Origin of the sequence: Ottowia thiooxydans DSM 14619 (genome assembly GCF_000422885.1) — a bacterium.
GTDB lineage: Bacteria > Pseudomonadota > Gammaproteobacteria > Burkholderiales > Burkholderiaceae_C > Ottowia > Ottowia thiooxydans.
The window spans coordinates 1-13,355 of the sequence record NZ_AUGX01000023.1 but is presented as its reverse complement, the minus strand read 5'-3'; the positions used below and the strand labels follow the sequence as shown (position 1 = coordinate 13,355).

The window sequence follows — 13,355 nt, the reverse complement described above, 5'->3', positions numbered from 1 at the left end:
TCGACCTACACAATCGTTGGGGGCGCCTCATCAACGCCAAAGCTGGTCGGTGGCACTCTCAACCTCAGGGAGGCGGAGCGGGATCAAACGACGCTCTGCCCCCCCTTGGCCATGGCTCGACACTACGGTCAGAGTAGGTGGTGCCAATTGAATCGAGTTATGCAATCCCGAAGGTAGACAAAGGGTTCAAGGTTTCAATCAGGTTTCAATCGTGGCAGTGCATGTTGAGCCCGAAGTAGCACTTGAGCGAACTAACTCCCGCTATCTGGATCGAAACAATGGGCGCGGGGCATCCATCAATGTGATGGCTGACATACAGGGAAAGTTGCCCGAGGGCTTGCGTCAGATACATGACCGCTTCGGACACAGAGTAAGCTTGGCGGTGTTGGACAACAACCCCGGCAAGCAATCGTTTCACACCGGAGGGGGTTCACTCCCCACACTTGAGAAAGAAGGCAACCGTGACCGTATCCACGAAAGACTCTCCACAGCGCTTGAAACCGGCTACCGTGAAGGGCGCTATTCACCGGGCTTCTACGCTCAAGCCGCAGGCCGAGCGCTAGGACGAAGCCTGGCTGCAGGCGATGGGCGCGAAGATGGTAGATGCCAGCAAAAAGATGGAAACCGACCCGGCCTACCGCGATCAAATGCGGGCTCTGACACGCTGACACCCTACGCCCAAGGGCTTCAGCAAAGCGCTTCGCCAAAGCCTCCGGCCCTCAAACCGGGTGCGAATCAGGCGGGGGCGATCCGTCGCAGGATAAGCGCGGGCGCAGTCGTTGAGGTTCGCGGATGGAGCAGAATCTACTTACTGCGCTCTATGCTTTAATGAGGCCAATCATGCAGGGAGTGATTGAATATGCGTTGTCGTCATGTTACGCCGCATCCATGCCTTGAAACAGTTGCCGGTCGCTTCGCAAGCGCAGCTCGCATAGGCATCCACACACTGTCCGTTTTAACCAATAACGCTTGGATTCGCGCAGCGCAGATACTGCGCGCAACAGTGCTTGGGTTGATCGGTCTGCTCGTCTGCACGGTCGCCCAGACTGCTTGGGGTGCTATCACCGTCACAGACGACATGTCCGTCACGCCAAGCAACAGCACCTGCACCCTGAACCAAGCCATCGCCGCGGCCAATGCGGCCAACTTGAACGGTGGGCTGACGGCGGCCACCATCTTCTCCAACACCACCAATCTGGGCAGTTGCAGCGGGGCGGTGCTTGGCACCAACACCATTGTCTTCGCGGGCGCGGTTTCAAAAACCCAAACTTTCACTGTTGCTGACAACTGGTGGTATGGGCCCAATGCCCTGCCGCCGATTGCCAGCAGTATCGTCATAGACGGCGGCACGCGCGGCATTGATCTGGTGGCCACCCAAGCAGCAGGTAACTTCCGCTTTTTTTATGTCTCTGGTGGGCTCTCTGGCTTACGCAACGGTAGCCTGAATCTTAAAAATCTGAGTTTGAGTGGTGGCATCGCCAAGGGCGGCAATGCCCCTGGCGGTGGTGGCGGTGGTGGTGGCGCTGGCATGGGCGGCGCCATCTTCAATCAGGGTGAGCTAGAACTGAATGCCGTAACCCTCAACAACAACAGCGCTGTCGGAGGTAGCGGTGCTGCCTGTTGTTTCTCCGGCGGTGTTCCGGGTCCAGGGGGGGGCATGGGCAGCGACGGAAGCGGCGGCTTTGGTGGCACCTTTGGCAGCGGCTTCGGCGGCGCGGGTAGTGGCGGTGTAATAAGCAACGGCGGCGGCGGCGGGGGCGGCTTTCTGGTAACGGCAGACGCATCTGGCCTAAACGGGGGCGGTTCAGGGGCTCTAGGTGCTTCAGGCGCTTTCGGCGGAAGCGGCGGTGACGGTGGCGGCGGCGGCATCGGTTATCTAGGAAACGGCGGCGGTGGCAGTTTCGGCTTCGGCGGCGGCAGCGCTTACGGCAACATAGCGAACGGGGGCGGAGGTGGTGGCGGCGGAGTGGGTGGCGGAGGTGGCGGTAGCGCGAGTGGCGGCGGTGGCGGCGGCTTCGGCGGTGGCGGGGGGGCAGCGGACGGAAACGGCGGCTTTGGAGGCGGCGGTGGCGCGAGCCGTGGTGGTGGCACCAGCGGCGGTAGCGGCGGCTTTGGAGGCGCCAGGGCGAATGGCACCCTAAGCGGCGGCGGTGGCGCTGGCATGGGCGGGGCGATATTCAATCATCGCGGCGACGTGAGGCTCACCAATGTCACCGCGACCGGGAATGTGGCCAACGGTGCCAGCGGTCTCGGTGCAGTGCTTTTCAATCTGAACGGCATGGTAAGCATTTCGTTCTCGACCTTGGCAAACAATACCGTCATTGGTAGCAATGGCACCACGAGTACATCGGGCATGGGCAACGCCTCGGTTTATTCTCTCGCTTATGGCAACCGAATTGAGGACGGCAACGCCAACGCTGTACTACTTAGTATCAGAAACAGCATCATCTTCGGCACCGTGGGTAGCAATGGTGCGGGCAGCCAAGATGTCGTCAACAATGCCGTGGCCGGCAACAACGCGGCCAATACCGGCAATAGCGCGACCCTGAATTACGCCCAAAATAACCTGATCGGATCAAGCCAATCCGTTTTCAGTGGTGCGGGTGCCACCGCCTGGCAGTACAACCCGCCGACGAGTACCAGCAATCCTATGCTTGATGGATTGGCTGACAACGGGGGCCCCACTCTGACCATGATGCCAGCCGCCGGCAGTCCGGCCATTGATGCCGCTGGCGTTTGCACGTCCTCGGGTGGATTCGATCAACGCGGTATCCCTCGCCCGCATGGCTTCATCTGTGACCTCGGGGCGGTGGAAGCAGCGCCCATTAATGGCGCTTGCGGCACTGCTAACGGTATTGCAGCGCTCAGCGCACCGAGCGCGAATCTATGCAGCAGCGGTAGCGCTGGCAGCGTCACCACCGGCAGCACCGCTTTTGGCTGGAGTTGCACCGGTGCCAACACCGGCAGCACGGCCACGTGCAGCGCCCCGCGGCAATACACAGTCACTCCCGCCATCGTGACCGGCGGCACCGTCGTGTGCACCAGCCCGGTTACCGCTGGCAGCACCACGACCTGCATCGTCACGCCCGACAGCGGCTATCTGCTCACCAGCATCAACGGTGATGCCAATTGCGCCGCCGCGGCAGCGGGCACCACGAGTCCCTTCACCACCGGCGCAGTCACCGCGAACTGCACCGTCACTGCGACCTTGACGCCCATCGTCAACGGCGCTTGCGGCACAGCGGCGGGCGTCGCAGTTCTAAATGCACCGAACACCAATCTATGTAGCAGCGGCACCGCCAGCAGCGTGAACACTGGCAGCACCGCTTATGGCTGGAGCTGCACCGGTGCCAACACCGGCAGCACGGCCACGTGCAGCGCCCCGCGGCAATACACGGTCACTGCCGCCATCGTGGCCGGCGGCAGCGTCAGCTGCACCAACACCACGGTGAACAGCGGCGGCAGCAGCACCTGCACGGTCACGACAACCAACGCTGGCTACCGCTTCACCGGCTGGAGCGGCGATCCGCAATGCACGGGCGCCACCTGCGTCATGACCAACATTACGGCCAACAAGAACGTGGTGGCCAACTTTGCCCAGCCCAGCCTGACACTGGCCATGAGTGCCGCCACGGTGCCGGCCACCAGTCCCACCAGCGTGGCCAAGGGGGGCGCATTCGGTTACGCTATCATGGTAGCCAACAGCGGTGTCGTGACGAGTGGCGACAATACTCAGGTCACCGACACCGTAGCGGCGGGCGTGACCATCACTCAGATCAGTGCGGGATCTGGCTGGTCGTGCAATCCGACGGGCGCTGGCTCGTGGGCGGGTGTAACCACCATCACATGTACGCGAGCGGCGGGCGTGCCAGCCAACACCACGGAAACCGTGATGACGCTGCAAGCCACCAAAACGAGCATCGCCGACATCACCAACACAGCGAACATCACCAGCGGCGATCTCGCCTGCCCAGCGGCTGACCGCTGCGTGAGCAGCGCTGCGGTGAAGGACGCCAGCCAGCCCAGCCTCACGCTGTCCAAGGCTGCGGCCACAAGCCCACCCACCAGCCCTACCAGCGCGGCCAAGGACGGCACCTTCTCCTATGCCGTCACGGTGAGCAACAGCGGTCCGGTGGTCAGCGCCGCCAACACGGTGGTTACCGACATCGTGCCGGCCGGCGTGACCATTACCCAGATCGCCGCGGACTCCAGCGACTGGTCGTGCAACCCGACGGGCGCGGGTTCGTGGGCCAGCGCAACCACCATTACTTGCACACGCGCCGTGGGCGTGCCAGCGGCAGTGGACGACACCCACCCCACCACCGAGACGGTGATGACGCTGCAAGCCACCAAGACCAGCGTCGCCGACGTGACCAACACTGCCACCATCACCAGCGGTGACACGGCTTGCCCAGCGGCTGGGCGTTGCGTCAGCAGCGCCACGGTCAAGGACGCCAGCCAACCCAGCCTGACGTTGAGCAAGACCGCCGATAGAGCCAGCGCCGGACGGTCCACCGACGTGACCTATACCTTGTCGGTCAACAACAGCGGGCCGGTGGCCAGTGCGGCCAATACGGTGGTCACCGACACCGTGCCCTCGGGCCTCACGGTGAAGAGCATTGCCAACGGAGCCGGCTGGTCGTGCACGCCCACCACGGGCGCAGGGCCGGTCACCATCACCTGCACCAAGGCGGCGGGTGTGAGCGCGGACACCAGTGAGCAGGTGGCGACCATCGTGGCCACCAAAACCATCGATGCCGCCGTCACGAACACCGCCAGCGTGACCAGCGGCGACCCGGGCTGTGCCGGCGGTGCCCCCGCCGCGCGCTGCAACAGCAGCGCCGAGGTCAGCGCGGCGGTAGCCGGCCCCGTGACCCCGGTGCCTGCGCTCAGCCAGTGGGTACTGATGCTGCTGGCCACGTTGCTGGCGGGGCTGACGTGGGTGGTGCAGCGCCGCTACCTGCGCGACACCGCATAGCCATCAGGGCGCCGCGAGCACCCGATGCTCGAAGGACCTGCCTGAATGGGCAGGCCCTTTTCTTTTGTGCGCCCAGCACATTGAATGCGGACAGCAAATCCCTCGACATCACTCCCCGCACCTGTCTACTGCAATGGCGTTGTTGCATAAATGTTGTCGGTTGCTGCGGTAGGCTCTCTGCATGAGTGAACCGAGCTGGGGTCGCAGGCGCTACCGCACCACAAACTGGAAGGCGTACAACGCTGCTTTGAAAGCGCGAGGCGACTTGACCGTCTGGCTGGACAAAGACATGCGGTGGTTGGCTGCGCCAAGTGGCAAGCGCGGTCGCAACTGCACGTTCTCGGACGCGGCCATTCAGTTCTGCCTCACTATCAAATGCTTGTTCGGTTTGCCCTTGCGCCAACCCTTAGGGCCTGTTCACGTTACCGAAGCAACTCAAAGATCAAAGCCATCGAGAAAAACGCGGCATACATGGCATCCAACTTGTCGTAGCGGGTAAAAACTCGCCGATAGGCCTTGATCCGTCGAAATAACCGTTCAACTTCATTGCGTTGGCGATATTTTTGCTTATCTAGTGGCATGGGGTTCTTGCGTCGTGGATGCGCAGGGACAACCGGGATAAGGTTTCGATCCTCAGCTGCTGCACGCAAGTCATCGCTGTCATAGGCGCTGTCCATGAGCAAATACACAGCTGAATCTTGCACGTCAATCGCCTCGACGAGTTTGCGGCCTTCCGGGCTGTCTCCGGCTTGTCCGGGCGTCAAACTCCAGATCAATGCATCCTTGCAACTGGCTGCGACCATGTGAATCTTGCAGCTCCATCCACCTCGACTCTTGCCTATGGCTTGTGGTCCGTTTTTTCTGAGCCCCGTAGCCATCAGGGTGAACTTTGACGATGGTGGAGTCCAGGCTCAACGCTTGAACAGCCCACTGGCTAAGTGCCTGTTGCTGCAGATGGTTAAGAACTTCGGCAAGTACGCCGCTATGGGCCCAGCGATACAGCCGCATGTACACGGTGTGCCAGGGCCCGAAACTACGCAAAGGGTTGGCATTCATGCATCGCAATGAAGCGGTCAAGGCATGCCGCCGCTTGGGCCGGGATATCTGGAAACGCTGGAGTGGCTACCACCGTAGATCACTGGTGGAGACGAAGATGAATTGCTTCAAGCGCTTGGGCGAAAATGTGATGGCCAGAACGTTTGAACGGCAGGTAACTGAACTCAACATTCGGGCAACTCCAGCCGGGATTGCCAAGAACGATGCGACAAATGCTGGCGTTCCGATTGCTGCGATGAAGTTGATTTCCATACCGAAAAGGTGGCACCCGGATACAGGACCGCTCGAACCTCCGCCTGCGCCGATGATCTTGATGCCCAAGTTCCCGCTGTGCCGATCGGAGGGCCTGTCGACCGACACCCATCCGGTTCCGTCAAATACTGCTCCGCACGCGGAGCAAGTGGCTGCACCAGAGGCAACGGGTCGCGAGCAATTCGGACAGTAGCTCATGCCGTCTAACGCCGGCGCTGAGTCGACTGCGAAGGCTCGCCGTAGCGGGTCGCATTGAGCAACCAGTTGTACGGCGACTTCATCGTCCGGCGGGTAAGAGTACTGGAGCAGCCTTAAGCTCCGGCCGCATCGTTATGAGGATTTTGTTGTCCTCCTCAAATTCATCGAGCAGTCGAACGCTCATGCGCGCCGGCACCTGCATGCTCAGCGCCGGAATGATTTCACCGATCACATTCGGCGCGGTCGTCATATTGACTTCGACAACTCCCAGATAGGTAACCTTCCCGGCTTCCACTCCGAATCGATAGGGGCGAGGAAATTGAACCTTTCCGCTGTAAGTCGCTGGATAACTAGGTATGTATAAATGGACGGCGCTGATGGAATAGTCCCCTGGCGCGACAGAATAGGCGAGCAACACGCGGCGACCTCCGGCGGGCCCAGGTCTTACCGCCTCCTTTGCGTCCCAGGCACCATAGACCAGCATATTTGCGGTCGTAGTGATTCTGAAGTCTGCAGGCTTGCCATCAGCCTGCGTTGTGACACCATCAATGGCCGGCATGGACATCGTGCCTGAACCCAAAGAAACGACTACCAGACCGTGCTCCCTGTCGATCAGGGGTTCCTTTTTGGAAATGAGATGGGAATGTGGTGTCGCGCAACCCGTCAAAAATGCAAGCAGGAACGTGAAGACTACTGTCAAGTATCTATTGCCCATGTTTCCCTCCAACTGTAGGTGCTCGATGCTCAATCGACGGTGTTTGCACCGCGACAAGCCGTATAACGTTAAATAGACCGCACAACCCGATTGATACATCCGGACCGTGACGATACATCTTTTGAAAAAAAGTCCTGCAGTCCGCTGGACCGCTGTGAAGACCAAGGCCCACCGACGGCTCAGGTCCCGCTGGAGGCCATCAGCATGAGGCAGAATCCGGCCAGAACCAGACATTTACGTTATGACTCCACATTCACCGTTTCCAGAGCACATCATTCGCGTGAACGCTGTGGGGCGGCGACCAGCGTATTGGCGAGTTGCGGAGCATCTATGGGGGGAAAACTGCAACGTTGACTCCGATGGAGATAGCCGCTCTCAGGACGATGAAGAGTGGACCGAACTGACTCTGTCGCTACGCGGTCAATCGGACCAGCGTGTTGATGTGGACCCGGTTGCGGGCCAACCTTCATTTCTCGCAGTGCGCTCCACGAATCAGGCGTTGGCCGAAAAAGTGGCAGCATTCATCAGTGGCGCCGGTCAGTAACCTATAGCTGTATTCGGCCAGGAGCGGCCCTTTAAGCGTTCGCACAAAATAGCAAGGCGCATTAAACAGATGAGATTGATTTATGCGGTCAGCGGTGACCCCGCTTCAAATTTTCTTGTGAGTGCGGCATCCGCTGGTGACCTATCTCGGGTGCGCGCACTTCTAACCGATGACCTGAGCGTTGACGCACGTGACAGCCACTACCAGCGGACCGCACTTCACGTTGCAGCTGAAGAAGGGCACAGAGATGTCGTTGAATTCCTTGTTGCCTCCGGCGCCAATCTGAACCTACTCGACGATACTGGACTGACGCCGTTGATGACGGCTTGTTCCGGTGGTCGCAGCGCAGTGGCTCTTTTTCTCATTCGTTCTGGAGCAGATGTACTGCATCTGCGTCCTGGAGACGGTATGAGCGCGTTGAAGTTTGCGTTGTGGGGGCGATGCGCGAGACCAGTTTTGAAGGAGCTTTTGGTCAGAGGCGCGACACCACCCGAAGACGGCTTCAAAGTCGTTCACCTCGTGGACCCAGCCTCAAGAGGCGGCGCGCTTAGACGATGGGCACTGGGGCTCTTTGTCATCTTCGGCTTTGCTGCGCTATTGTTTGTCTTCCTCGAAATCCGCAAAGCCACTGGCGGCTAGTAGGCGCCCTCAATGGCCGCTTTGAAACACGAGGAATGTCTCTTGTGGGCCCGTAGCGGACGACCAGACACCCATAATCCCCGCTTAGGTGCGGGTGTCCGTGAACGGCTCGGCTGCTATTTGGTACTCGTCCTCATACACGACATAGCCAGGGCGATTCGTGCGAAGGACTTCAACCGCAACTTCGTGCGATTTCAAGACTTCTGCCATGCCGTACATCTGACGAATGTGTTCACTGGCTGTGTCTTTGAACCAGCTCAGCGCAACCTTCTTTGCATGCGGTCGCGATGCGCGGGCAAAGCTGTCTGGCGTCTTCAGGTTGACTCGAAACCAGTCCCGGGCTGCGAAATATGCTTGCTTGTCAGCACCATTCAGTTGGCCGCTCAAATTCAGGGTGTCCAACGCCTGGAATAAGCCCTGCCGACGGCCTGAATCAACATCAAGGTTGTGGACCACAAATCGAATGAACATTGGAAAAAGATCGTATCGTCAATGACCGCTACTGGCCGATACGCGTCTTCAACGGTTAATAATCATCGAGAACACCGGAGGTGACTGAGAGCAGTCTATGAAAATATAGGCTATTCCGTCTGAGCAAAAGTTTGCGACTTCGTCGGACAAGCTTTCATCGTCCATGATTACCCAGCTATCAATTTGCAGCAGTAAGCGCCCCGGGGGAAGGTCGGGCTGACCTTGCGCGCCGTTTGGCGTCCAGTAAGGAACTCCGCCGAACTTAGTATTAAATTGATCAGCCCAACCCTGCGGGTGGGCGATGTCACGGGGCAACTCGCTGTGCCGCCCATAGTCATAGAAATCGTCTTCCACGTCGGCGGGCACGCCATCCTCTTGCACTATCCAACGGGTTACACCCAGTTCAGGTAAAACCTTTAGCTCTTCCCCGTTTTCTTGCGCATCGATGGTGGGCGGATGTGTGGGCGCGTCTCCTAGCTCTTTTCTCGGCACACTAAGTACTTGGTTTGAACCCTCGGAATGCTCCCAGAAGAAGCACCCGCTATCCCATTCACATTTGAAGAGAAATAGCACTTCATCTGGCGCGTGCGGCAGCGCGGGCGCGTCTAACTCGGTGGAATGAGTTGGGAACTGCCCCAAATGGCTCATTGGGCGTTCGCAATCAGCACACAGGGGCCATAGATGCGCAGGCAACCCCCAAGGCAGGCCTCCGATCTTGTGAACAAGACCAGTCGATGCGCCTTCATGAAATCGAGGGTAGTGGTTCAGCATAGAGAGATCAGGTTGGACTTATTGTGTGGGACCTATTCCGCGATATGGCTTTGGAGCATGTCAACCTTCCAAGAAGCAATGTCGGGGCAAGGAATCCCGCGCTGTTTGAGCTGGCCTTCAATCAGTTTCATCACCTCTTTCTTCAGTCTTTGATTTGCTTGACCACTACGGATGCTTTGGGCGTACCGATGGGGTTTGCATAGAGAGTCGCCAGCACGGGCCAGAACTCAGGTCCGATGGCGCCATCGTCATCTTCGCCACCGAAGCCTTTGAAGTGGGTGGCAAGGCCCATGGCATGCCCGATTTCGTGAATGACGATCTCGGCATCTGCCACGCACTGCGGGTTGTCCAGATTCACATAGATGCGTCCCGTCAGTTCGCCCGGCGAAACCATGGATGCGGACCAGCCGCCACTCAACGGGGCATCGCTGACATTTGCACAGAAGGACCGCGGATTTCCACCGACTGGCAAATAAGAAGTACCTTGGCGGAACACCAGGCCACGGGTGATCGTGGTTTCGTCGGCATTGGCAAGGCTGGTGCGGTCAAAGACGGTGAAGCCGAGCTTGGCTTCAATCGCATCCATTGCAGGCACGGCCCGGGCCTCGCCATTGGTCTTGACGGGAATGGGCAAACGCCAGCGTTTCACCATGCCTGCAAAGCGACCGTTCCATGGGTAGCTGGTGCCGGCCAAGTTGGTGGCATCGGCAAGGGCGAGGATTTCGGCAGCGGTTGTGCCTGCGGGTGCCACTGGGGTCGCCGGCTCGGGCGGGGGAAGACCCCCGGGTGTCGTGGGTGTGGTTGGTGTCGGTGCTACCGGCTCCGCTGAACCTCCATCCCCACCTCCGCCACACGCAGCCAGCACCAGAGCCGCACTCAAGAGAACCATCCTGCACTTCATTTCAATACTTCCGTTGTTGTTGGAGAGCGCTCGGCTTCTTGCCGGCGCGGAAGGATCGTAATTCAAAAAGATACGCATAGACCCCTCGAAACCGAACTGGAATTTGATCGATGGAACGAATCAACCTGGGAGCATGAAGGCGGCGTCTATGCAAGAGCGTCGATAGGCCATGTTTCCACAGGAATGACGGTTGGCACGCCGTATTCGTTCTATGACGATGGCAATGCGCCTCTATGCTCAGTCGGCACTGTGCTGCCTGCCGGAGGACATTGCTACATAGCTGTTCGGACTCGTGCTTATGAATGATGGGCGCACAGCCTGACGCGGGTCAGGCAGCCGTTGCCACACCAACTTCAGGCGCTGGCCTAGCATCTAAGCGATGACGCCCCATCCAGCCTCGCCGCGAATCAGTTCGCTAAGGTTCTGGGTTGAGCATTGAAGAACATGACCAGGTCAGTGACGGAGTGCACTTTCCCGTAGTAAGGATTCGCCTCAGTGTCGTTGAGCGACCGCCCCGCTCGCCGTCCGACCTCGGGGGCGACTGCCATGTCCAGGTCGTCCGGATCGCAAAAGAGTTCTTGAAGCGTGTCGGACGCCCGCAAAGGAAACGCTGAGTGGGCATACGCCAGCTCGTGCTGGAGCGTCTCGTAGACCGCTCGGATAACCCATGTATCTACAGAGCCTGTGTCGAAGCTGCGGGCGAACTGGCATATGGATTCATCCGGTCTCGTGGCTGCCAATTGTGCGAGCTGCGTCCGTTGCTTGCCAAGCGTCCAGCGCCCTATGATCCAGACGGCCGCAACGGCAATGCCCACCAGCAACGCGATCCCAATGGACGCGACCCAGAGGAAGCTCAGAAGCAAGGCAGCAAGAATCGCGCAGGAGCTCCACAGAGCAAGCCTGGATGGCGTTCTACGCGGCGGCATTGTGCGAGAAGGGGTTCGCATGGCTAAGTTAAAACTGGCTTGAGTGGTTAAAGCCCATACACAAGGCTATCACCTTCGATCCGCTTGATCTGATGTGCTGCCCCGCTTTCGAGCTTTTCCTGAACTCACCGCCAGCTCAAGACCAGGTAGGTTGCTTTCCAGGCCGTGTGTAGCCCCAGACGCGAACAACACCAGACTCAATAGAAAACGGGATGCTGTGTCGTCTTAGTGCAGTTCGCAGCCACTCATCTGAAGCGGCTTTTAGCTCGATCCATTCAATTACGTCTACTGGGTGCAAGTGATAGTAAAACTCACCTTCCCAATCCGCCCGAAAGCCCTCGGGAGAGAACACTCCACGTACCCTAAAGCGTGGTGACTGCTCGGCCGAGGCCCCCAACATTTCTGTACGTAGCTCTGCCCATTTGGTGCGGTTCAGTACGGGAATTAGCTGCCCTGACTGAATCATGCGCGCTAGCCGCTTGCTCTCAGCCGGGTTGGGGCGAGGCATGCTTTGTGACGACCAATCGGGAATCTGCTCATTCGTCATGCTAGTTGCGAAGTCTTAGGTTCGAGTCTATATCGACTCCCAGCAGAATGCTGACAGCCATACGAACTTACATAACCAACTTCTCCTACTGCGGAGCGGCAGGCTCATGGGCCATGAAAGGGTATGGCGCATAGCCCGAGAGACAGCTGTATCCGTTGGGCTTGGTTGCTTCAGGGCTGCGTGTAGTGATCGTATAGCAAAGGGTTTTCGCCAAGACGCCGACATATAGCAATGGAGTCTTTGCAAAAGCAATAGTCTGCCTAAACCCGGATCGGTAAACTCACAAACACCGAGGCCGTGCTGATCGGCGAGCCCATCTGGACGTTTCCCCGCTCTGTTTGATTCCGTCCAGTCATCTCAGGGAACTTGAGCATGTATGCACGGACCGAGGGCATTAGCATGGCTGCAATACACCAAGAGGAGAAAGCATGTCCCAAGCGATTCATAGAAGAGCTCTGTTGCTGATGGCCGCTTCCGTGCCGATCGGCGCTTGTGCGCAAAAGCCTTCGGCACCTCCGCCGGGACCGGGTATGACCGCTTCCGTCACCTACCTGAATCTGCTGGCCAAGGTGCCTTTCTTCAAGGCACTCTCCCGTGAGCAACTGCAATGGGTGATTGACCACTCGCGCGAATGGGCGACTGCGCCCGGTGCTGTGATCGCCAGCAGCGCACGGGGGGGTGACAGCTTCTGGGTATTACTCGATGGTGGCTGGCAGATCGAACATGCAGGCAAAACCTATAAGGCAGGGCATGCCGACCCCGCCAAGTGGTACGGTGGGCGCGATATGAAGGCGTTGGGTGTGGGAGACACACGCGTGGTGGGTACTGCCAAAAGCTATGTGATAGAGATTCAGCAAGCAGAGCTGGACCAGATGATCCAGCGTGGGTTCGCATTTGGACCGCATCTGCAGTCTGGGTTGGCTTTTTATAGTTCGCTGCGTAAATCCTGAATGTGACTTTTGGGGGCTGCGCCTGTCGTAGCGTTGCGCAAGGCTTCGACCCTTCGACGGGCTTGTATGGTTTGGTTTCCATCAACCAACCATGAAGAAAGGGCGAGGAGCCGGGATGGAGGGACATCGACGGGCATCGGCCATTGCATTAGACCCAATGGACCGACTTACTGAGTCAGCACCCCATCCCTGCGCCGAGCGACGATAAGGAACCTGGCGACGTCACCTGCATGATGCAGTCTCGATCTCCAATTCTTGCAAGCTCACGCCGACAGCAGGGCCCACCCCGGCACTCGTATTTTGTACGATGAAGATCCAACAAGCTACCCAATTTGTTGGCGTAGATGTAGCAAGCGCCCATCTGGATGTCGCTGTGCATGGGCAAACCAACGTGCGCCGATATGCCA

Annotated in this window: 12 protein-coding genes and 2 pseudogenes; 7 read left to right on the top strand and 7 right to left on the bottom strand. The window is 58.8% G+C overall.

Annotation, left to right across the window (positions count from 1 at the left end):
• Positions 1–211: 211 nt before the first annotated feature.
• From G518_RS0117290 to G518_RS39370, 3 genes and pseudogenes are all read left to right on the top strand, one after another.
• Positions 212–829 (top strand): hypothetical protein, encoded by a 618-nt coding sequence (locus G518_RS0117290; RefSeq protein ID WP_028603632.1) that lies wholly within the window; start codon positions 212–214, stop codon positions 827–829.
• A 30-nt stretch (positions 830–859) separates the two neighbouring features.
• Positions 860–4,978, top strand: a complete 4,119-nt coding sequence (locus G518_RS41315) for a choice-of-anchor Q domain-containing protein (RefSeq protein WP_051236916.1) — start codon at positions 860–862, stop codon at positions 4,976–4,978.
• A 181-nt stretch (positions 4,979–5,159) separates the two neighbouring features.
• A pseudogene (locus G518_RS39370) lies at positions 5,160–5,390 on the top strand (transposase); the annotation flags it as partial.
• A gap of 10 nt (positions 5,391–5,400) precedes the next feature.
• Here G518_RS39370 and G518_RS0117275 read toward each other — a convergent pair.
• The gene (locus tag G518_RS0117275; protein WP_156909437.1) at positions 5,401–5,856 is read right to left on the bottom strand and encodes an IS5 family transposase; all 456 of its coding nucleotides are present in this window, start codon (positions 5,854–5,856) and stop codon (positions 5,401–5,403) included.
• Between the two features lie 182 nt (positions 5,857–6,038).
• Between G518_RS0117275 and G518_RS35605 the strand changes: the two are divergent.
• Positions 6,039–6,212: pseudogene (locus tag G518_RS35605) on the top strand (IS5/IS1182 family transposase); the annotation flags it as partial.
• A 351-nt stretch (positions 6,213–6,563) separates the two neighbouring features.
• On the opposite strand, the gene G518_RS0117265 reads toward G518_RS35605, so the two are convergent.
• On the bottom strand, positions 6,564–7,199 hold the full coding sequence (locus G518_RS0117265; RefSeq protein ID WP_156909435.1) for a hypothetical protein: 636 nt from the start codon (positions 7,197–7,199) through the stop codon (positions 6,564–6,566).
• Between the two features lie 241 nt (positions 7,200–7,440).
• Between G518_RS0117265 and G518_RS0117260 the strand changes: the two genes are divergently transcribed.
• Together G518_RS0117260 and G518_RS35600 are read left to right on the top strand one after the other, a co-directional pair.
• Complete coding sequence (locus tag G518_RS0117260; RefSeq protein WP_028603629.1) at positions 7,441–7,743, top strand: hypothetical protein; 303 nt, start codon at positions 7,441–7,443, stop codon at positions 7,741–7,743.
• Between the two features lie 69 nt (positions 7,744–7,812).
• Positions 7,813–8,382, top strand: coding sequence for an ankyrin repeat domain-containing protein (locus tag G518_RS35600; RefSeq protein WP_084651921.1), 570 nt, complete (start codon positions 7,813–7,815; stop codon positions 8,380–8,382).
• 84 nt (positions 8,383–8,466) lie between these two features.
• On the opposite strand, the gene G518_RS0117250 is transcribed toward G518_RS35600, so the two are convergent.
• The 5 genes from G518_RS0117250 to G518_RS40005 form a co-directional block, all read right to left on the bottom strand.
• Entirely contained in the window at positions 8,467–8,853 is a 387-nt protein-coding gene (locus G518_RS0117250; RefSeq protein WP_028603628.1) for an immunoglobulin domain-containing protein, read from the bottom strand.
• A 48-nt stretch (positions 8,854–8,901) separates the two neighbouring features.
• A complete protein-coding gene (locus tag G518_RS0117245; protein ID WP_028603627.1) occupies positions 8,902–9,624 on the bottom strand; it encodes a YwqG family protein in 723 nt (240 codons plus the stop codon).
• Between the two features lie 142 nt (positions 9,625–9,766).
• Positions 9,767–10,525, bottom strand: a complete 759-nt coding sequence (locus G518_RS0117235) for a zinc metalloprotease (protein ID WP_156909434.1) — start codon at positions 10,523–10,525, stop codon at positions 9,767–9,769.
• Positions 10,526–10,932: 407 nt separating this feature from the next.
• A complete protein-coding gene (locus tag G518_RS38570) occupies positions 10,933–11,388 on the bottom strand; it encodes a hypothetical protein (protein ID WP_245597997.1) in 456 nt (151 codons plus the stop codon).
• Positions 11,389–11,587: 199 nt separating this feature from the next.
• Positions 11,588–11,959 carry a DUF6678 family protein gene (locus G518_RS40005; RefSeq protein ID WP_211231730.1) on the bottom strand — a complete coding sequence of 124 codons (372 nt, stop codon included), beginning with the start codon at positions 11,957–11,959 and terminating at the stop codon, positions 11,588–11,590.
• Positions 11,960–12,426: 467 nt separating this feature from the next.
• Here G518_RS40005 and G518_RS35595 point away from each other — a divergent pair, with 467 nt between their 5' ends.
• Positions 12,427–12,948: a hypothetical protein gene (locus G518_RS35595; RefSeq protein ID WP_051236912.1), complete on the top strand. Its 522-nt coding sequence runs from the start codon at positions 12,427–12,429 to the stop codon at positions 12,946–12,948.
• The last annotated feature ends 407 nt before the right edge of the window (positions 12,949–13,355 follow it).

What these genes read in the sequence shown, in the direction of transcription:
- G518_RS35600 (WP_084651921.1), top strand. Translation starts at nt 7,813, where the DNA reads ATGAGATTGATTTATGCGGTCAGCGGTGACCCCGCTTCAAATTTTCTT.
- G518_RS0117275 (WP_156909437.1), bottom strand. Translation starts at nt 5,856, where the DNA reads ATGGCTACGGGGCTCAGAAAAAACGGACCACAAGCCATAGGCAAGAGT.
- G518_RS35595 (WP_051236912.1), top strand. Translation starts at nt 12,427, where the DNA reads ATGTCCCAAGCGATTCATAGAAGAGCTCTGTTGCTGATGGCCGCTTCC.
- G518_RS0117265 (WP_156909435.1), bottom strand. Translation starts at nt 7,199, where the DNA reads ATGGGCAATAGATACTTGACAGTAGTCTTCACGTTCCTGCTTGCATTT.
- G518_RS41315 (WP_051236916.1), top strand. Translation starts at nt 860, where the DNA reads ATGCGTTGTCGTCATGTTACGCCGCATCCATGCCTTGAAACAGTTGCC.
- G518_RS0117245 (WP_028603627.1), bottom strand. Translation starts at nt 9,624, where the DNA reads ATGCTGAACCACTACCCTCGATTTCATGAAGGCGCATCGACTGGTCTT.
- G518_RS40005 (WP_211231730.1), bottom strand. Translation starts at nt 11,959, where the DNA reads ATGCCTCGCCCCAACCCGGCTGAGAGCAAGCGGCTAGCGCGCATGATT.
- G518_RS0117250 (WP_028603628.1), bottom strand. Translation starts at nt 8,853, where the DNA reads ATGTTCATTCGATTTGTGGTCCACAACCTTGATGTTGATTCAGGCCGT.
- G518_RS0117260 (WP_028603629.1), top strand. Translation starts at nt 7,441, where the DNA reads ATGACTCCACATTCACCGTTTCCAGAGCACATCATTCGCGTGAACGCT.
- G518_RS0117235 (WP_156909434.1), bottom strand. Translation starts at nt 10,525, where the DNA reads ATGAAGTGCAGGATGGTTCTCTTGAGTGCGGCTCTGGTGCTGGCTGCG.